Annotated in this window: 18 protein-coding genes, 1 pseudogene and 1 other annotated feature; of the genes and pseudogenes, 9 read left to right on the top strand and 10 right to left on the bottom strand. The window is 43.4% G+C overall.

Annotated elements, in window-relative coordinates:
• Positions 1–209: 209 nt before the first annotated feature.
• The 6 genes from tyrS to J7I93_RS05600 form a co-directional block, all read right to left on the bottom strand.
• Complete coding sequence (gene tyrS / locus J7I93_RS05625; protein WP_214724156.1) at positions 210–1466, bottom strand: tyrosine--tRNA ligase; 1257 nt, start codon at positions 1464–1466, stop codon at positions 210–212.
• Between the two features lie 343 nt (positions 1467–1809).
• Positions 1810–2017, bottom strand: a binding site (T-box leader).
• Between the two features lie 123 nt (positions 2018–2140).
• On the bottom strand, positions 2141–2821 hold the full coding sequence (locus J7I93_RS05620; protein ID WP_214988686.1) for a hypothetical protein: 681 nt from the start codon (positions 2819–2821) through the stop codon (positions 2141–2143).
• 101 nt (positions 2822–2922) lie between these two features.
• Complete coding sequence (gene map, locus J7I93_RS05615; RefSeq protein WP_214724154.1) at positions 2923–3663, bottom strand: type I methionyl aminopeptidase; 741 nt, start codon at positions 3661–3663, stop codon at positions 2923–2925.
• Positions 3664–3773: 110 nt separating this feature from the next.
• Positions 3774–4349 (bottom strand): nucleotidyltransferase family protein, encoded by a 576-nt coding sequence (locus J7I93_RS05610; RefSeq protein ID WP_214724152.1) that lies wholly within the window; start codon positions 4347–4349, stop codon positions 3774–3776.
• Complete coding sequence (locus J7I93_RS05605) at positions 4343–4972, bottom strand: NUDIX hydrolase (protein ID WP_214724150.1); 630 nt, start codon at positions 4970–4972, stop codon at positions 4343–4345. The genes J7I93_RS05610 and J7I93_RS05605 overlap by 7 nt, the downstream gene beginning before the upstream one ends.
• 18 nt (positions 4973–4990) lie before the next feature.
• Complete coding sequence (locus tag J7I93_RS05600; protein WP_214724149.1) at positions 4991–5803, bottom strand: DUF2268 domain-containing putative Zn-dependent protease; 813 nt, start codon at positions 5801–5803, stop codon at positions 4991–4993.
• Positions 5804–5885: 82 nt separating this feature from the next.
• Here J7I93_RS05600 and J7I93_RS05595 point away from each other — a divergent pair, with 82 nt between their 5' ends.
• Positions 5886–6500 (top strand): hypothetical protein, encoded by a 615-nt coding sequence (locus J7I93_RS05595; RefSeq protein ID WP_214724148.1) that lies wholly within the window; start codon positions 5886–5888, stop codon positions 6498–6500.
• A 38-nt stretch (positions 6501–6538) separates the two neighbouring features.
• On the opposite strand, the pseudogene J7I93_RS05590 reads toward J7I93_RS05595, so the two are convergent.
• Positions 6539–6961, bottom strand: a pseudogene (locus tag J7I93_RS05590) (GNAT family N-acetyltransferase).
• Between the two features lie 153 nt (positions 6962–7114).
• On the opposite strand from J7I93_RS05590, the gene J7I93_RS05585 reads away from it, so the two are divergent.
• From J7I93_RS05585 to J7I93_RS05565, 5 genes are all read left to right on the top strand, one after another.
• A complete protein-coding gene (locus tag J7I93_RS05585) occupies positions 7115–8884 on the top strand; it encodes a sensor histidine kinase (protein ID WP_214724147.1) in 1770 nt (589 codons plus the stop codon).
• Positions 8853–9584, top strand: coding sequence for a LytR/AlgR family response regulator transcription factor (locus tag J7I93_RS05580; RefSeq protein WP_214724146.1), 732 nt, complete (start codon positions 8853–8855; stop codon positions 9582–9584). Before J7I93_RS05585 ends, J7I93_RS05580 begins: the two co-directional genes overlap by 32 nt.
• A gap of 447 nt (positions 9585–10031) precedes the next feature.
• Positions 10032–11483 (top strand): carbon starvation CstA family protein, encoded by a 1452-nt coding sequence (locus J7I93_RS05575; protein ID WP_214724145.1) that lies wholly within the window; start codon positions 10032–10034, stop codon positions 11481–11483.
• Entirely contained in the window at positions 11483–11632 is a 150-nt protein-coding gene (locus J7I93_RS05570) for a hypothetical protein (RefSeq protein WP_214724144.1), read from the top strand. Before J7I93_RS05575 ends, J7I93_RS05570 begins: the two co-directional genes overlap by 1 nt.
• A gap of 323 nt (positions 11633–11955) precedes the next feature.
• The gene (locus tag J7I93_RS05565; protein WP_214724143.1) at positions 11956–12876 is read left to right on the top strand and encodes a ketopantoate reductase family protein; all 921 of its coding nucleotides are present in this window, start codon (positions 11956–11958) and stop codon (positions 12874–12876) included.
• 66 nt (positions 12877–12942) lie between these two features.
• On the opposite strand, the gene J7I93_RS05560 is transcribed toward J7I93_RS05565, so the two are convergent.
• Positions 12943–14778 (bottom strand): M6 family metalloprotease domain-containing protein, encoded by a 1836-nt coding sequence (locus J7I93_RS05560; RefSeq protein ID WP_353050258.1) that lies wholly within the window; start codon positions 14776–14778, stop codon positions 12943–12945.
• A 225-nt stretch (positions 14779–15003) separates the two neighbouring features.
• Here J7I93_RS05560 and J7I93_RS05555 point away from each other — a divergent pair, with 225 nt between their 5' ends.
• The 3 genes from J7I93_RS05555 (at position 15004) to J7I93_RS05545 (ending at position 16710) form a co-directional block, all read left to right on the top strand.
• Positions 15004–15192 (top strand): hypothetical protein, encoded by a 189-nt coding sequence (locus tag J7I93_RS05555; protein WP_214724141.1) that lies wholly within the window; start codon positions 15004–15006, stop codon positions 15190–15192.
• A complete protein-coding gene (locus J7I93_RS05550) occupies positions 15192–15389 on the top strand; it encodes a YwbE family protein (protein WP_214724139.1) in 198 nt (65 codons plus the stop codon). The genes J7I93_RS05555 and J7I93_RS05550 overlap by 1 nt, the downstream gene beginning before the upstream one ends.
• A 64-nt stretch (positions 15390–15453) precedes the next feature.
• Positions 15454–16710 carry an ATP-binding protein gene (locus J7I93_RS05545; RefSeq protein WP_214724137.1) on the top strand — a complete coding sequence of 419 codons (1257 nt, stop codon included), beginning with the start codon at positions 15454–15456 and terminating at the stop codon, positions 16708–16710.
• An 87-nt stretch (positions 16711–16797) separates the two neighbouring features.
• Here J7I93_RS05545 and J7I93_RS05540 read toward each other — a convergent pair whose 3' ends face one another.
• Entirely contained in the window at positions 16798–17406 is a 609-nt protein-coding gene (locus tag J7I93_RS05540; protein ID WP_214724135.1) for an exonuclease domain-containing protein, read from the bottom strand.
• Positions 17407–17479: 73 nt separating this feature from the next.
• The gene (locus J7I93_RS05535) at positions 17480–17704 is read right to left on the bottom strand and encodes a hypothetical protein (RefSeq protein ID WP_214724133.1); all 225 of its coding nucleotides are present in this window, start codon (positions 17702–17704) and stop codon (positions 17480–17482) included.
• Between the last annotated feature and the right edge of the window lie 74 nt (positions 17705–17778).

The following is a 17778-nucleotide window of genomic DNA, read 5'->3' as shown; positions in this document are numbered from 1 at the left end:
AATAATCAGGACTTGACTAAAGGGATAGTGGAAAAAGCGATATGACTTGCTGTTTGCAGTTGCGGGCATCTGATTTTTGCCTTTTATGCGTCACTTTTTTGTTTTATGAATTAATTTCGGATTTTTATGCTTCACTTTTCTTTTCTTATGAATCACTTTCGCTGCTTTTTGCGTCACTTTTCAAATTTATGCGTCACTTCCCGGTCTGATCACGTTTGCTGGCTTAGTATCAGTTTTACAAATTTTCTTTTGCCAGCCTGAAGGACCAACCCGTCTGTTATTTTCACGGTTAGCTTGACATCGCCCACTTTTTCACCGTTTAAGCGGATGCCGCCATTGGCAATCATTTTTCGGGCTTCGGTTTTGGAAGGCAGCAGACCGAGTTCGGCAATCAAATCGGTAAGGGGCATTTCATCGGCACCCTTCCATTCAACCTCTGGAATATTTTCGGGCATGGCCCCTTTTTGAAAAATCGTTCGGAAATGCTGTTCGGCTTTTTCCGCTGCTTCGGAGCCGTGGTACATGCGGACGATGGTTTTTCCCAGCTGCATTTTGGCGTCTCGCGGATGAAGAATGCCTTCTTCCAGCTGCTCGGCGATTAGTTCTTTATCAGGAACCGGCAAATCTGTTACAAGATTAAAGTATTTTGCGATCAGCTCATCCGGAATGGACATCGTTTTGCCGTACATATTATTAGGGTCTTCGTCTACACCGATGTAATTGTTTTTTGATTTGGACATTTTCTCTTTTCCGTCCAGGCCTTCAAGCAGGGGCAGAAGGATGACCACCTGTTTTTCTTTTTCAAAATGCTCTTGAAGATGGCGGCCCATCAAGACATTGAAATGCTGGTCATTGCCGCCAAGCTCAACATCGCTTTGAAGAACAACCGAATCGTATCCCTGCATCAAAGGGTAGAAGAATTCATGGAGCGATATCGGCTTTCCGGCAGCCAGACGCTCTGAGAAGTCGTTGCGCTCAAGCAAACGGGCTACTGTAATGCTCGCCGACAGGCGGGTGACATCCTCCAGGTTCAGATCTGCGAGCCATTTTGAATTGTAGTGAAGATCCACTTTTTCCATGTCGAGCACTTTGCTGAACTGCTCGAAGTATGTTTTGGCATTATGCTTAACCTCTTCTGAAGTCAGCTGTTTGCGAGCGGCAGACTTGCCTGTCGGGTCGCCAATTTTTCCGGTGAAATCGCCAATGATCAGCTGGATGATGTGGCCGTTTTCCTGGAACTGCTTCAATTTGTTTAATACAACCGTATGGCCAATATGGACATCAGGGGCAGAAGGATCAAGCCCCAGTTTAATTTTTAATGGCTTTTTTTGAAAAATGGATTTCGCAATTTTATTTCTCAATTCCGCTACGGGAAGGATTTCCTGGACGCCATTGCGATAAATCTCCAGCTGCCTCTCCACTTCCTGGTTCTGTTCAGCCGTCAGTTTTTCAATAAAATTCTCCATGCCCCTCATCCTTTCTTTTTTATAGCTTTAATACAAAAGGCTCTTTTCGTATAGATTGTTGTTTTTGGACTATAAAGCTTGCCCGTTGATTTCCGCTCCAGTCACGCAGCGAACCGCGGGGAGGAACGGGAGCCTCCTCGGCGTTTCACGCCTGCGGGGTCTCCCGCTCCCTCTCTTCCCGCAGGACATTGAATAAGCTTCCTCGAATAAGCACCGCACGAAGAAAATGCGAATGCATTTTCGAGGATCAAGTGCCTTCCACTCCAATCAACTCAGTAATTAAAACTAGTTTGTAAGCAACAAACTTTGCGAAAACAGCCATACAAAAAACCACGCCCCTAATGAAAGGGACGTGGTTAACGCGGTACCACCCTTTTTGAAGATTGCTCTTCCACTCAGCGGAATAACGGTCCATGCCGTTCCTTGCTACTGCCGTTCACAAGGAAAGTTCCAGAAGGTAATTCACGCTTATCTTTGTACTGATTTGCACCACACATCAGCTCTCTAAAACAGGGAGATAAGCAGCTACTGATTCCTGTCATTACATTTAAATTTGAAATTATTTTCATCATTTTAGCGGATTGGGGAGTAATGTTCAAGTAGTTTTTCAAAAAAGAGGATACAATGTGCGGGATAAAAAAGGGGATTGAAAGGATACTTAGGCTGCTTGAGAATTATTTCATCCCCATGGACTTTTGTATTCTGCGAATTTCTTTTTTGTTATTCCATGTTTCTTTTTCGAGAATTTCCAAACTAACTTCCTGGGTTTCCATTCGCTCCTTTAGTTCACCAAATTCCTTTGCATTTTGAAGTCTGAACTCACTCATTTCAGCCTTTAATGCTTCTTGGCCAGAAATTAAAGCACCAAGCAGGCCGGTATGTTCTTTCTGTGTAATACCCTGAAGGTTAATGGTTTCCCCATGTTCCTTCAATGTTTCTCCCTGCTCCTTTAGGGTTTGGCCTTGCTCCTTCAAAAGCCCACTATGTTCCCTTAGCGTTTCGCCTTGCTCCTTCAAAAGCCCACTATGTTCCCTTAGCGTTTCACCTTGCTCCTTCAAAAGCCTACTATTTTCCCTTAGCGTTTCGCCTTGCTCCTTCAAAAGCCCACTATGCTCTCTTAGCGTTTCGCCTTGCTCCTTCAAAAGCCCACTATGTTCTCTTAGCGTTTCGCCTTGCTCCTTCAAAAGCCCACTATGTTCTCTTAGCGTTTCGCCTTGATTCTTCAAAAGCCCACTATGCTCCCTTAGCGTTTCGCCTTGGTTCTTTAGTGTTTGTCCCTGCTCCTCCAGCAGCAAGCCATGCAAGTCCAGGTTTTCGTTGATCTGCTCCAAAGCTTTAAGTATTTCTCGTTCCATTTTTTCACCTCCTCCTGTTTTTTTATTATATCATTCCAGAAATAAAACATATACAAAAAACAGGGACATTCAGCCTATGCAGATGCCCCTGTTCCTTCCTTCTATCTTGTTAAGATAATCGGTCCTTCTTTTGTGACGATAACGGTGTGTTCGCATTGGGCGACGTGGCTTTTGTTCGGTGTGACGAAGGTCCAGCCATCGCTCATTTCTCTTACTTCTTCGTCTCCGCTTGAGATAAACGGTTCGAATGCGACAACCATGCCTTCTCTTAACAGCTGCTTATCCCATGGATCAAAATAGTTTAGGATGTGATCAGGCTTTTCATGAAGAGAGCGGCCGATTCCGTGTCCGGTCAGGTTCATAATAACAGAGTAACCGTTGTTTCTTGCGACTTTTTGAACGGTTTTTCCAATCAGGCTTAGCTTGCCGCCGGGCTTTATTTTTTTGAGTCCTTCTTCAAATGCTTCCTTGGCTGTGTCACAAAGCTTCTGAAGCTTTTCGTCCTCGCCGACTACAAAAGATAGGCCAGTATCTGCAAAATAGCCGTCCTTTGATCCCGAAACATCGATATTTACAAGGTCACCTTCTTTAATGACACGGCTTCCTGGTATCCCATGCGCGACTTCTTCATTGACACTTATGCAAGTAAAGCCCGGAAAATCGTATTCTCCCTTAGGACCCGAGATGGCTCCATGCTTTTCAAAAAGCTCGCCTGCAAAATCATCAAGCTCCTTGGTTGTGACGCCAGGCTTTGTTTTTTCAATCATCGCATCGCGGATGTCTGCGACAATTTTGCCGATTTCCTTCAGTTTTGCTAATTCTTCTTCATTTTTAACAATCATATTGAATCCTGCCTTTTCTTTAGTTGTTATTTCTCTATTATAGTCTAAATGGAGTGCGCTTAATAAGAATTCGCATTATCCCTTGCTAAAAAAAGCTCCCGCCTATTCAATCAAACGTTTGATTGAATTGACTCAACCCCTGGCCAGATGGACTTCCAGCTCTTTTTTTCAATTCGCTGCCTGTAGATCTCAGCCAGCTTTTCATTTTCTGCAAAATAGGGTGTCGGCTTAATTTTCAAAGCAAGCAAATCTTCAATTCCGCATGGTGCGGTTAAAATAACCTCGTTGTGCTCATTAAGCTTTAGGCCGAGGGCTGTCGCTGTTTCCGGGAATTTTGAGATGGCATCAACTGATGAAGAGTATGGCGGAAGGTCATTGACGAGGTGCATTCTTGCTTCATTTTTAACAGACCACGGCACTTCCGGCATACGTGAGAGCAGCTTTGATTCGAGTTCTTTTTCTGTATCTTCGCGAAGATTGCTTCTATCAAAGTATATGACATCCACATCCGGCAAGTGAGTTCTTTTGCTGAAGACTTGCAGAGCATCCCAAACCTTTGCTCTGACAAAACCGGCGCAAACCCACCAGTCAGGCAGATTTAACGACTTCGCAGCATAAAGAATGGCCATCATCCATTCGTCCTCTCTGACCAGATTCACGATATCCTTTTCCGTCTTTATTAACATTTTTCTGTCTCCAGTTCACGGATTGAATGCAGTACACGCCTATAATAGTAGTCCTCATGGGGAACGAAATCTTTTTTTGTTACCTGTCTGCGGACCTGGACTCTTTTTCCATTACTGATTTCAAATCCTTCTGACGCAATGGAATCTTTACCGTTAAACCATAGCTCATAGAAATCATCCATGGCGATCCGGACAACTCCAGATACCTCTTCAAGCTGCGGAACGAATTCATCGAGCCGATGATGGCTGCGATATACAAAAACATGGGCTAATTCTTTGTCGATAAAATTTTCTTTTTCCGCGCAATAATCAATAACGCCGAAGGGAATGAGTTCATCGAAAGCAACACTAATTCCCAGTTCTTCTTCTACCTCTCTAATGCCATCCATGACAGATTCATGGCTTAAAAGATGGCCAGCTGCTGTAATGTCCAAAAGGCCGGGATAATCCTTTTTGATCTTGCTGCGGTTCTGAAAGTAAATACAATCCTGGTTCTGTTCTTTGCTGATGAACCAGCAGTGGAAGGTCTCGTGCCAGTAGCCTTTTTTATGTACTTCTTCGCGTGAAGCCACACCGATTTGCTTCCGGCCTTCATCAAAAATATTCAGAAGTTCTGTTTCCATTTGCGTTGTCCCCCTTCTCTAATTAGCAATAAAATCATTAAAAATATCGAGCGGATCTGCTTTATATAATTCACGGTAACTCCGGATCTTCTGCTGCTCAGCATACTTGCGTACCATTTTATAAGCAAAACAATAGCCCGCGAATACTGGGATATCCATTTCACGATTGCCAAAACAGATTTTGCTTTTCAGAACATCGTCTGTCGTATCTATGTTATCCTGTGCAATTTTCTGATAGGCCTTCTCGGCTTCCTCTGTAAGATTTTCTTTCCACCAGCGTTTGTCATCATACAGTGAAAGACTGAAGTATTCAGCACCTCCCTCCATTTTATACCAATCAGCCAGTGAAAATGTATTCAATGTGAGATTATAAATTGGATTTTCCGGAGAAGCATGGTGCATTTCGTGGGCCAGCATATACTTGAAGAATTCGCGATCCGGTTCAGGCGGGATGGCCATGATAATCGTATCCGCTCCTATGGTATAGCCATTTGTCCAAAGGGATTGATCGTATTGTTGAAACCAGGGAAATGGAAGCGCCGGCACAATGGTAATGGAAAGGTTTTGGAAATGAAGATGTTTTTCCACCTCCGTTATGGTTTCATGGATGGTGGTTGATATCTCCTTTGGATTCCAGCTATAAGAAAGAATCTCAGCCTCCGATAGTGTTTCAAATTTAAGCAACTGAAATCTCCCGGCAAGCTGATCCCAATCCTGCATCCATGACGTTTTGCTGAAAAGAGGACTGAGCTGGGTTTGGAGCCAGTTTTTCAAGTTATCCCGGCTTTCTATTAATTTGGCAGGAGTGATTTGATTGAGAGTATAGACCATGGCTCTTGGCTCCTTTTTAATTGGTTTTATTATCCATACTTAGGTACACTAGAGGAAATGATTATTCTGGGAGGTTTAGGATATGGGCTGGGCTGAGTTTGGAAGAGTGAAAAATGAATATAATGAAACATTTAAAGAAATCGATGAAAAGCTGCTGCAGCTGATCAAGAAAAGAAAAGCCCATACGAAAGGAAAGCGCTTTTTCCCTTCGGCGGACCTGATGGAAGAGTGGGCAAAGAAATATGATATGGACGTTCCGGAAATCGGCTGGTTTTTTAATAGTCTGGATGACCGGAGCTATCCGTTTATTCCGGATGAGCCTGGTGAAATCCTGAATGTACTGCCAATTATGAGAAAGTCTACTGTTGATGATTTCGACTATGTGCTGACACATGCTATGCAGCACGAAAATTGCAGTGTCGTTACCCTTGAAATCAGTTATAAAGATAAAGACGAAAATATTGGCCACTTGATCCCCCGCTTAATGCTGGAGGTTAATGGCGAAGCTGATTATCACGTTAGGAGGCATGGCTCCCGCGGAGGCGGCGGGAATACGCAAATGTCGTTCCTCGTCTCTCCGGCTTTACCTGAAGACTTGGACCAAATCAACTTTGCGCTCATTCCTTATTTTATACCGATGGAAAACCCTCCTAAAGAAGTAGTTCTTGATAAAGAAGTCTTTTTCACAAAGGGGTAATGGGCAAAAAGGATACTCAGGCTGATGGGTATCCTCCTTTATTTTCCGGATTGGTTTTTATAGTTGCGCAGGATCATGCCCGTTGATTTCACCATCCCGAATTTCTCATAGTAGGGCTGGAGGTCAGGGTCACACATGATATCAATCATGTAAATATCATCAAGCTCTTCAAGCATATATTCAACAAGCTTTTGACCGATTCCTTGCTGCTTGTATTCAGGAAGAACTTCAAGAAGCGGAATATACGCGGATAAAACACCGTCGCTGATCGCGGTTATGAATCCGATGACTTTATGCTTTTCCTCGTCAACTGCCAACATGACTTTTGAGCTGTTTTTTTATAGCTGAAGATGCTTATCGGCTGAAGGCGGATTTGGCCATCCGTCAAAAAAGCCTTGAAGCATATCTGCTGTAACCTCTTTTAAATCCGTTTTAATTTTTATCACATAATCAACTCCCATACGCACAGCACAATTGCATTTTGATATCCTTTCGACATACATACTGGAAAAGCCTTTGGAGAGTACTGAAAAATTGCATACGGGCCATTTTTAATTTTCTCTGTAATCTATTAAAATAAAGGTTAATGAACTTGGGTAAAGGGGCCATGCCGAATGTTGGAGCTGCTGATTACGATGCTGGAACGGCTTGGAATCATTGTTACGATTGCGCTGATCGTGACAAGGTTCCGCTTTTTCAGAGAAATGATATATGGCGAACGATTAAAGAGGCAGCATCAGTATAAGGCGATCCTCTTTTTCGGATTTTTCGGGATCATCGGCACTTATACGGGTCTTTCCTTCAATACCGATACCCTCCAATTTAATCGCTGGGCATCCGAGCTTGCCTCAGATGAAGCCATTGCTAATTCGAGGGTTATAGGGGTCGTGCTCGCAGGCTTGCTTGGAGGATACAAGGTCGGAATTGGCGCCGGGATCATTGCCGGTCTCCACCGTTTTACACTTGGCGGATTTACAGCGATGGCCTGCGGTTTGGCTTCCATTGTAGCAGGACTGCTTGCCGCCTTTTTTCGTAAAAAGAATGAGCATGTGAAGCTTTCATCTGCTTTTTTCATTGGAGCTGTGGCGGAAGCTGTACAAATGCTGATTATTCTTGGCATCTCCCGCCCTCTGGAAAAAGCGGTTGCGCTTGTAGAGATGATCGGCATTCCCATGATCATAGCAAATGGCCTTGGGAGCGCCCTTTTTCTCCTTATTATTAAAAATGTGATCAATGAAGAAGAAAAAGCAGGCGCCTTTCACGCCCAAAAAACACTGCGGATTGCAGACCAAACGCTTGCCCATCTCCGCAAAGGCATCAATCATGATTCTGCTTTAGCCGTCTGCAAAATCTTACATAAAGAGCTCCAGGCGAAAGCCGTAGCCATTACCAATCATACGGAAATTCTTGCCCATGTCGGCCTCGGAGATGACCATCACCGTTCCGGAAGCGCGATCCAAACGCAAATTACGCGGGATGTAATTCAGCACGGGGAGCTGGTGGTTGCCAATGACCGGACCATCCACTGCCGGGAAGAAAGCTGCCCTCTCGGCGCGGCTGTTATAGCTCCGTTAAAGCTTCGGGGTGAAACGATTGGAACGCTGAAGTTTTATTTCAGCTCAGAAAAAGAAATTAATAATCTGGTGATGGAACTAATATCCGGGCTAAGTGTGCTTCTTAGCAATCAGCTGGAAATCGCAGAAGCTGACAAAGCGTATCAGCTGGCAAAGGAAGCCGAAATCAAGGCATTGCAGGCACAAATTTCACCGCATTTTTTATTTAATTCATTGAATACGATAGTATCTCTTGTCCGGATTGAGCCTGCCAAAGCACGGAAACTGCTCGTATCTCTATCCCATTTTTTACGGCAAAACCTGACGGCTACCACGGTCAGCGTTACAACACTCGAGCAGGAATTGAGACATGTCAAGGCGTACCTGTCAATTGAAGAAACCCGGTTCGTCGACCGGCTGGAGGTTATCTATGATATTGAGGAACACATCCTTTTTGAAAAAATCCCGCCGCTTACGCTGCAGCCGATTGTTGAAAATGCCGTTAAGCATGGGATTAAGAATATGGATCAGGACTGTCTTATTAAAATTACGATTAAAAAACAGGACGGCATGACGATGGTAAGGGTAGAGGATAACGGCCAGGGCATGAGCAGGGAGAGAGCCGAGCAGATTGGCAAAGGAACCCTGCAGTCCGAAACGGGATCGGGGCTTGCGCTTTATAATGTAAACCGCAGGCTCACAATGATGTTTGGCGATGAAGCTTCATTAAAAATAAACAGCACCTTTGGCGATGGCACAGAGATTCATTTTTCCATTCCACAAACGGAGGAAGTTGCAGATGGACAGAGCGATACGAACTTTAATAGCTGATGATGAACGATACAGCAGGGATGAATTGAGACACTTACTGGAGGAGTTTCCTTCGATTCAGGTGGTTGGTGAAGCTGATACTGGAGAGGCCGCGGTAATGAAGGCCATCCAGCTTCAGCCGGATGTTGTCTTCCTTGATGTGGAAATGCCAAGAATGAATGGGATGGAAGCGGCTAAGTCGCTAAAAGAGCTAAAGAAAGTCCCTCATATTATTTTTGCGACCGCCTATCCGCAGTTTGCTGCCGAAGCCTTCCGCTATGAGGCAATCGATTATTTGCTGAAGCCCTATGACGAAGAACAGCTCGAGCAAACGATCAGGCGGATTGAAAAGCTGATCGGTCCAGGAAAAGAAACGGAAATCAATAAACCGCCCGGCAAGCTGGCGGTCGAAGAAGACGGGGAAATCCTTTACCTGGAGCCTAAAGATATTTTGTATATTTACAGAGATGAAAAAGTATCACGGATCATCACCAAAAACAGAGAATACGAAACCAAAACTCCGCTAAAAGATTTGGAAAGCCGGCTCCTTCCCTTCTCCTTTTTCAGGATTCACAAAAGCTATCTCGTGAATCTGGATTATGTGACCCGGCTGACTCCATGGTTCAATGGAGCCTACCAGCTCGAAATGGAAGGCCGGGAGGAAATGCTGTCAGTGAGCCGGAATTATGTGAAAGCATTAAGGGTGAGATTAGAGCTGTAAAAAGCATCGGGAGTGGTGCTTTTTTTGTTTTTGGGCTGGATGGATTGTGAATGAGTCTTGCTGCAGGGCTTTTGGTGTCATGACTCGTTTGAGCTTTGATTTGCGGCGTAAGTATCGTTTCCCTATCCCTTTTACACGCATGAAAAACGAACCGCCCGACAATATGTGGATATCCTCCATCCTTTTTAAATCCCGCCTGTGGAAAACCAATCTTTCCATTGCTAACCTCAGAATATGTGGACATGTCAGTGGATAACAGGTTCTAATTGCTGGAAATGAAGAATTTTGTCGAAATTCTTATCCCCTCTCCTGCATCTTAATCCTCCTTTTCTGCATTTTAATCTTCATTTTTTACATCTTGGACACAAAATGTTCAAAAACTATTTTTCTATTTTATAATCTATGTAAACGCATTCATTTTATTTTTTTAATAAAGGGGGATTTACCATGATTACATTTCTAGCCGGTATTGCTCTTTTAATTATCGGATATTTTACGTACGGAAAGTTTGTGGAAAGAGTATTCGGTGTTCAGGAAGAGAGATCGACTCCTGCCTATACGCATCAGGATGGGGTTGACTATCTGCCGATGAGCACGAAGAAGAACTCGCTGATTCAGCTCTTGAATATTGCGGGTACAGGTCCTATTTTCGGACCGATTCTGGGGGCGCTGTACGGTCCTGTCGCATTTATCTGGATTGTGATTGGCGCGATTTTCGCTGGTGCTGTCCACGATTATTTAACCGGAATGATTTCCATCCGCAACCGCGGTGCCCACTTGCCGGAGCTTGCAAGCAAGTTCCTTGGTAAAGTTATGAAGCATGTTGTGAACGCTTTCGCTGTGCTTCTTCTGCTATTGGTTGGTACGGTGTTCGTTTCAACGCCTGCTAGCTTGCTTCATGTTTTAATGGACGGCAAGGTTGCACTTGGCATTATTGTCGCTGTGATTTTTGCTTACTATATCCTGGCTACTTTAATGCCGGTTGATAAGATTATCGGACGCCTTTACCCTTATTTCGGTGCTTTGCTTGTCATCAGTGCGCTTGGAGTAGGGATCGGATTACTTGTTAAGGGAGCACCAATTCCTGAGTTATCCCTAAGCAACTTCCATCCTGATAACTTGCCTATTTTCCCATTAATCTTCTTCACGATTACATGTGGGGCACTTTCAGGATTCCATGCGACACAGACACCGATTATTTCTCGTACGACGCAGCGTGAAAAGCAAGGACGTAAAATTTTCTACGGCATGATGATTGCAGAAGGTGTTATTGCGATGATTTGGGCAGCTGCAGCGATGAGCTTATTTAACGGTCCTACCGGATTGAATGAATTATTGGCAGCAGGCGGTCCTGGAGCAGTTGTGAGTGAAGTATCTACTATGATGCTTGGTGCAGTAGGCGGTACGCTTGCCGTTCTTGGTGTCGTTGTTCTTCCAATCACATCCGGAGATACTGCTTTCCGCAGTGCGCGTATGATTATTGCTGAATACCTAAACATTGCTCAAAAGAAAATGTCCAGCCGTTTGTGGATTGCTGTTCCTCTTTTCGTAGCATCTTTCGTTCTTACGAAAATTGACTTTAACCTTTTGTGGAGATACTTCAGCTGGGCTAACCAAGCAACAGCCGTAATTGCTCTCTTTGTAGCAGCGATGTATCTGTACATCGCAAAGAAGAACTACTGGATTGCCCTAGTACCAGGAACTTTTATGCTGGTGATGGTGATCACCTACATCTTAAACGCGAAGATTGGGTTCGGTCTTCCAATGAATATATCCTGGATTGGCGCTGCAATCGGATCGGCAGCACTTGTGGCCCTATTCTTTAAAGCAGCAAAGAATGCACGAAGAAACAACTTCCCTCTTGATGATGACGTTTCTAACTGGAAGGGTGCAGCCTAATGGGCTGCTGCAGTCCTAACTTTCGGGAAACCGTTAAGGAACAAGAGGAAAAGGTAAATAAAAAAGGCAGTGAAAAGATTCCCTTGCTTGTTAAGATGGCTATGGTCATCATAACCGCAGGAGGATTGCTGGCAGCTTTTCTTTTATAGCTAAGGCTCTGTTAAAGCCATCTTAATATTAGCACGTGTTGATTGGAGCGGATGGCAGGAGATCCTCGAAAATGCATTCGCATTTCCTTCGTGCGGTGTTTACTCAAGGAAGCTTATTCAAAGTCCTGCGGGAGAAGCGAGTCAAAGGGAGACCCCACAGGCGCTAAGCGCCGAGGAGGCTCCCTGACCGCCCGCGGAAAGCGAGGGAATGGAGCGGAAATCAACACCCAAGTTTAACAGAGCCATAACTAAAAAAGTGCACGTCCTAAGCGTGCACTTTTTCCTATATAATGGAATTAGAGTCATATAAGGAGGGAATGGAAATGAGAATTTTAACTGTAGGAGCTGGCGCCATTGGCGGCTATTTTGGCGGAAGGCTATTGGAAAAAGGCGAGGATGTTACCTTCCTGGTGAGAGAAAAAAGAAAGCAGCAGCTTGAACAGGATGGACTGTCTGTCGAGAGTATCCACGGAAACATGAAGATCGCAAACCCCAAAACCATTACAGCTGGAGAAAAAGCAGAGGATTTTGATGTGATTCTTCTTTCCACCAAAGCATACCATCTGCAGGGAGCGATTGAGGATATTCGTACATATGTTAGCGAAAAAACAGTGATTCTCCCCCTTTTAAATGGTATTGCCCACATGGATGCGCTGACAGCGGCCTTTGGAGAAGAGAAAGTACTTGGCGGGCTCTGCTTTATCGAAACGACCCTTGATGAAAACGGAAAAGTGATTCAAACAAGCCCGATCCATGACTTCATATTCGGCGAACGCTCAGGTGAAAAAACAGAGCGGATTCTTAAGCTGCAAGAAGCTTTTTCTGGTACAAAAGCGAACTTCCGGCTTTCTGAAAAGATTGAGCAGGAGATGTGGCATAAGTATCTTTTCATTTCTACCCTCTCAGGCGTTACATCCCTTTTCCGCTCTCCCATCGGGCCCATCCGCGAACAGGAATTCGGGTTAGCCACCATAAAAGAGGTGCTGAAAGAAGCTTCAGCCGTTATGAGAAGCATGGGTGCTCCGCTCGCTGAAGGCATTGAAGAGGCACAGGTACAAAAGGTAAACGAAATTGGCTACGAGATGAAATCTTCCCTGCAGCGGGATATGGAAAAACAGCAGGGAATTGAAGCAGACCATTTCTTTGGGTATTTATTAGAGAATGCTAAGGAACTAGGCTTGGAAACGCCTGTAATAGCTGCGGTGTATTCGAACTTGAAGGTTTATGAGAAAAATAGTTTTTGAGCTGGCAGGTGCTTACTTACAACTAAAAATCCGGGCAGGATTTTCCTGCCCGGATTTTTAGCTTTATTATTTCTTGCTGCTGTTTGTATTGTAGTAGAACTTAGCGGTAATTGAGCCATCTTCATTTTCTTTAATATCTGTTACATGAATTCCGGAGTCAGCTGGTGTTGCGCTATAGCCTTTCCAGAAGTAGTAAGAACCAGTGTGAACATTGCCGGAAACAGGTGTGATCTTGCTTCCTGTTTTGAAGAAGTCCCCAGCGTCTCCACGGTTAACGTATTTTTCAAGATCATATTTGCCGTCAGCCTGAAGAACAGATAATCCATAGTGTGTTACTACAGTACCGTCACTCGCCGTTTCAGTCTGGTTGTATTGGAAGCGCTTGTTCATCCAGTTTTCCACATTGTTCGGACGGAAACCGGCACTTTGGTATAGTTCAATGATGTTTTCATCCACATGCCACGCTACCAAACCATGAGCATCTTCGCCCTGGCGGATGAAGCCTTTATTGAATCCATCCTGCTGTACGTTTTCGAATAAGAAGTATTCAGTACCGTTTGAGCCTGGTACTTCCATTTTTACGATGCCGTTGTCAGCGGTTGCTTTGTTGATTGGAGGCAAAGTGACTTCTAGAACACCATCTTCAGGTTTTACTTCAATTGGATTTACCCAGCCTAAGAAAATCTTAGAGAACGGATCAAAGTGAGCCGGTGAGTTTCCGCCGTATTCAGCTTTATTAGGATAACGCAACCAGGATCCCCCAGCCATCATAGAGTAGTTACCAACACCTTCAGAAGTGTAAACTGTATCATAGAAATCAGGCAATCCCAGAGCATGTCCGAATTCATGGGCATATACCCCTGTTTGGGCCGGGAATGGACCAGTTTTTGCTTCCTCTTTGTAAGAGTTGGTAGCAGCATCAAATCCGGCAACGTTACCGCCGATTCCTGGCTGGATGTTATAGTTGTTGACAACTACGTCATCGTAAGTCATATCTTCCTCAATAGTTTTGTCAATCCATTCGCCTTGGCTCATGCCCTCATACACATCTGCTGGTTTGCCAGTTTCATAGTATTTGCCATAATATAATGCACTTAAGAGGCTCCACTTGTGAGACCAGAACTGTGCTGGATCACGGCTAAATTCCGCTCCTGTACCTTCATGGATTACAAAAATATTAGGAACTTCTCCATCTACAGCATACTCCGAGAAATCAACCTGCTCGTCAGCAGCTTTCAGTAAGTCTCGGATGAATTCACCTGTATGTGCGTCTCCATTAACATTTCCTAGTACATATTTGCCGTTTTCAGCATATTTGCCTTCTTGATCTAAATAGTAGGAAGCGCCCTTTGGCATCTCTACCCATACAAATTCTGTATTTTCTTTACGAACCAAGTTGGTTTTACCATAACTGGATTCTTTATAAGCATTTTGCATTGTGCGGTCCTTTGGAACCTCTGGACCATCATATTGCTTGAACTGCTCAAGTTCATACGGATTATACTCTGTACCAAAGATTAAATCTTCATAGTATTTTGCTGGAACTTGCCCAGGCATATCCCCAACCGGCTCGTCTCCATCCTTATACTTGGCTAAAAGAACAAGGACTGGAATATCTCCTGTCGCTTCCTTATAAGCAACATGGTTGTCCCCAGGCTGCTGGAATTTTGCCCCTGCCTTAGCTGCTTTTTCAGCCGGGTCTACCTTTGATAGGTCAATCCCTAATTCTTTAGCTTTAGCAGCAAGCTCTGGCGCAGCCCCTACATGGTCTGCCAAACTAATTTGATATTTGCTCTCCTGCTTAGCCTGTGTATCTGCCGGTCCCACTCCTGCAAAAACGGCACTTCCAGCTAAAGCGAGGGATAATGCTGATGTTGATAGAACTTTTAACAAGTGACTCACTCCCCTATTTATTTCTGTACTCTAATTATTTCTATAATCTAAATAGTATAAAAGATTCAGTATTTTCTAAATAGGAAGAAAGGATGGTTTAATAGAAAACTTCGTGGTCCTAAAGACTTATTTTTCTGAAAAGTTACATGCAAAAAGATCATTTTCTACGTTAAATTTCATTTATTAGATTAATGATTTATAATAGAGGGATCTGTAAATAAAGGAGATTCTAACATGACTCATATAGAAGAAAACGAAAGAAAAAAGATTAGCCTTAAAGAAGCGATGAAACAGCAGCTTGAAAGCAAAAAACAGAACCAGGCAGGCGGAAAGTTTAATAATAGCCCTGTGAAATCAGCTAAAACATTAAAGAGCCAACAAACGAAGAAAACGAATAATCAGCGGAAACGGACGGGTGTGTAATGAATGGACAAAATCGGGCAAACATTGCCCCTGGAAACAAAGTGAAAATTGTACTAAAAAAGGATCAGCGAACGGGAACTCTGACTGAGGGGACAGTAAAAGATATTTTAACGAAATCGCCTACCCACCCTCATGGAATCAAGGTGAGGCTAGTGGACGGCCAGGTAGGCAGGGTGAAGGAGATTTTACGCGATTAAAGACCATCTTCTTTTAAAAAAATGAATCCCTTGACATCTGGATTTTTTTACATGGAGGGAAATCTTGGTTACACTGATCAAACCTTTACTGGTTAATATAACGATACTATTTTCTTTTACTTTTAATGGGAATTTGTTTTTTCCTTTCCAAACAAAAACCCCTCTTACATTAAAACAAAAATTAATTTATGGACTTCTCGGTTCATTCGGCGCCCTTTTGTGCATGTTTTATCCAATTGAAACCTTGGGTGAAACACATTTTGATTTAAGAATGGTCGCCATCATGATCGTCACGCTGTATGCAGGCTGGCTGCCTGGATCCATCGTGCTTGCGAGTGTTGTCATAACGCGCTATTTGATTGGCGGGCAGTTTATCAATATTGGTATTCTGGTTTCGGTATTAGCCTTTATTGTTTCCTTTGCTCTAAGAAGGATCTTCCTGGATTCGAAGCACAGGGTCTTTGCCGGTACCTTGATTGCACTCTTATATTTTTACCTTTATATTTCTATCTTGGCTTCTGCCGTCATTTTTTTGGATACTTTTTTTTACCTGGTTTATTTTATAGCCTTTTATATCACGTTTATCTCGCTGATTTTTGTCATCGAAAATTTGTTCAGGATTAATAAGCAAATCAATGAAATGATGTATGTTGATAAGCTGACTATGGTTGGCCAGCTTGCAGCGTCCATTGCCCACGAAATCCGAAATCCTTTATCCACTGTCAGAGGATTTATTCAATATCTAAGCCAGGATTCATCTGATGAAAACTTAAAAAAGTTTTCGCCGCTTATTTTGGAGGAGCTGGATCGAACCAATAGCATCATTACGAATTATCTTAAAGTCTCTAAGCCTGAAAAGTTTCACCTTTCAAATGTTCCTATGCATGAGGTGATTCAGGATTGTGTCCTCCTTATGAGGCCGCTTGCTTCCTACTCCAATGTTGTGATTGATTATGATGATAGCGGCCCTTTTTATGTGCAGGGTGATGAGCATCATTTAAAACAAGCGATTATGAATGTTATTAAAAATGCGATTGAATCGATTCCAGAACAGGGATACGTTAAGATCCGCACACTTCCGGATTATTTTAAGAGCGCTGTTGAAGTAAAGATTGAAGATAATGGCCGCGGGATGACCCCCGAGCAATTGAAGCATATTGGGCTGCCTTTTTATACAACGAAAACGAAAGGCACGGGCCTTGGCAGTATGGTTACAAATAAAATTATCCGCGAAATGGAAGGTTCCATTGAATATGAAAGCACTGTCGGCAAAGGGACAACGGTAAGGATTGTTCTCCCCTTGTTAAAGACGGAAGCATGAAAAGAGTGCCTGCTCAAATGAGCGGCACACTTTTTGTTGTTTATATCAAGCATTGAAGGCCATTCAATCAAACGTTTGATTGAATTATCATCCAAGTCTGCCCTGTGCTGCTGGCTGATATTTTCTCATTGGGCCCTTAACCAGAACATCCCGCATATACAGATAGCCATTTGGATTTGTTTTTTTCAGCAGTTCAAGCAAATATGTAATATCATCCATCGCCCGGTGCGTCTGGCTGTCCGCAATCTGATGCGATTGCAAAAGAGTCAGCAGCTTGCTGTTTGTAAAACCATAGTCCTTCCACGGAACGCTTCTCATCGTACAATACCACTTTAATTCATTTACATCTTCAGGATACATCCGGTACAGAAAGCTCCTGTCAAAGGATGCATTATGTGCAAATGCAGCGTCTGCATGATAGAAAAATTTCTTTATTTTCATATCATCAAAGCTTTTCCCGCTGACAGCTTCATAGGGGATGCCATGGACTCTGAAAGCGCGGCTGTAATTGTTTTTCGCCGATTTGCTGAGGGGCTCTCTTAAAAAAGAGGCCTTGTCCTTAATATCAAGAATCTCCCCTGTATCATAACGATAGGAAAACAGCTTCAAAGCAAGCTCTATAATTTCATCGGAATTCGGCCCAAGTCCCGTCGTCTCCACATCCAGCAGCAATCCCATTTTTTCCTGGTTTCTCATGGCCAGCCTCCTCTATCCATTTTTTTATTAAGCATATAATAGAGGAGTGCTGAATTCCAGCAGAACCACTCTCTTATATTTTTTTATTATTCTTTAATCGATCCACATAATCCGCATGATAGTTTTGATGCATATATTCACGGTTCTTCATGGAATAAAAGTAGCCAGTGGCTAAGGATAAGAACGCAAATAGAAACCCAACACCAAAGCCGAAATTATGATAGCCCATTACGATGCTGATGATGGAAGTAAGCATTAGCGTCAGCAAAATATAAAATAAGATATTTTTGCTTTTCAAGGCGCTGCCTCCTTTGTTTAATTTTATATTTATTTCAATGTTTTTGTTAATAGAATCCACAATCATTATACCAA

The sequence above is a fragment of the Bacillus sp. ISL-47 genome, assembly GCF_018613175.1.
Taxonomy (GTDB): Bacteria; Bacillota; Bacilli; order Bacillales; family Cytobacillaceae; genus Cytobacillus.
The sequence above is the reverse complement of the archived record's forward strand: the minus strand, read 5'-3'. Positions and strand labels throughout refer to the sequence as shown.

Bases quoted from the DNA above. Each gene is read 5' to 3' on its own strand.
- tyrS (WP_214724156.1), bottom strand. From the start codon at position 1,466: ATGGAGAATTTTATTGAAAAACTGACGGCTGAACAGAACCAGGAAGTG.
- J7I93_RS05620 (WP_214988686.1), bottom strand. From the start codon at position 2,821: ATGGAACGAGAAATACTTAAAGCTTTGGAGCAGATCAACGAAAACCTG.
- map (WP_214724154.1), bottom strand. From the start codon at position 3,663: ATGATTGTTAAAAATGAAGAAGAATTAGCAAAACTGAAGGAAATCGGC.
- J7I93_RS05610 (WP_214724152.1), bottom strand. From the start codon at position 4,349: ATGTTAATAAAGACGGAAAAGGATATCGTGAATCTGGTCAGAGAGGAC.
- J7I93_RS05605 (WP_214724150.1), bottom strand. From the start codon at position 4,972: ATGGAAACAGAACTTCTGAATATTTTTGATGAAGGCCGGAAGCAAATC.
- J7I93_RS05600 (WP_214724149.1), bottom strand. From the start codon at position 5,803: ATGGTCTATACTCTCAATCAAATCACTCCTGCCAAATTAATAGAAAGC.
- J7I93_RS05595 (WP_214724148.1), top strand. From the start codon at position 5,886: ATGGGCTGGGCTGAGTTTGGAAGAGTGAAAAATGAATATAATGAAACA.
- J7I93_RS05585 (WP_214724147.1), top strand. From the start codon at position 7,115: ATGTTGGAGCTGCTGATTACGATGCTGGAACGGCTTGGAATCATTGTT.
- J7I93_RS05580 (WP_214724146.1), top strand. From the start codon at position 8,853: ATGGACAGAGCGATACGAACTTTAATAGCTGATGATGAACGATACAGC.
- J7I93_RS05575 (WP_214724145.1), top strand. From the start codon at position 10,032: ATGATTACATTTCTAGCCGGTATTGCTCTTTTAATTATCGGATATTTT.
- J7I93_RS05570 (WP_214724144.1), top strand. From the start codon at position 11,483: ATGGGCTGCTGCAGTCCTAACTTTCGGGAAACCGTTAAGGAACAAGAG.
- J7I93_RS05565 (WP_214724143.1), top strand. From the start codon at position 11,956: ATGAGAATTTTAACTGTAGGAGCTGGCGCCATTGGCGGCTATTTTGGC.
- J7I93_RS05555 (WP_214724141.1), top strand. From the start codon at position 15,004: ATGACTCATATAGAAGAAAACGAAAGAAAAAAGATTAGCCTTAAAGAA.
- J7I93_RS05550 (WP_214724139.1), top strand. From the start codon at position 15,192: ATGAATGGACAAAATCGGGCAAACATTGCCCCTGGAAACAAAGTGAAA.
- J7I93_RS05540 (WP_214724135.1), bottom strand. From the start codon at position 17,406: ATGAGAAACCAGGAAAAAATGGGATTGCTGCTGGATGTGGAGACGACG.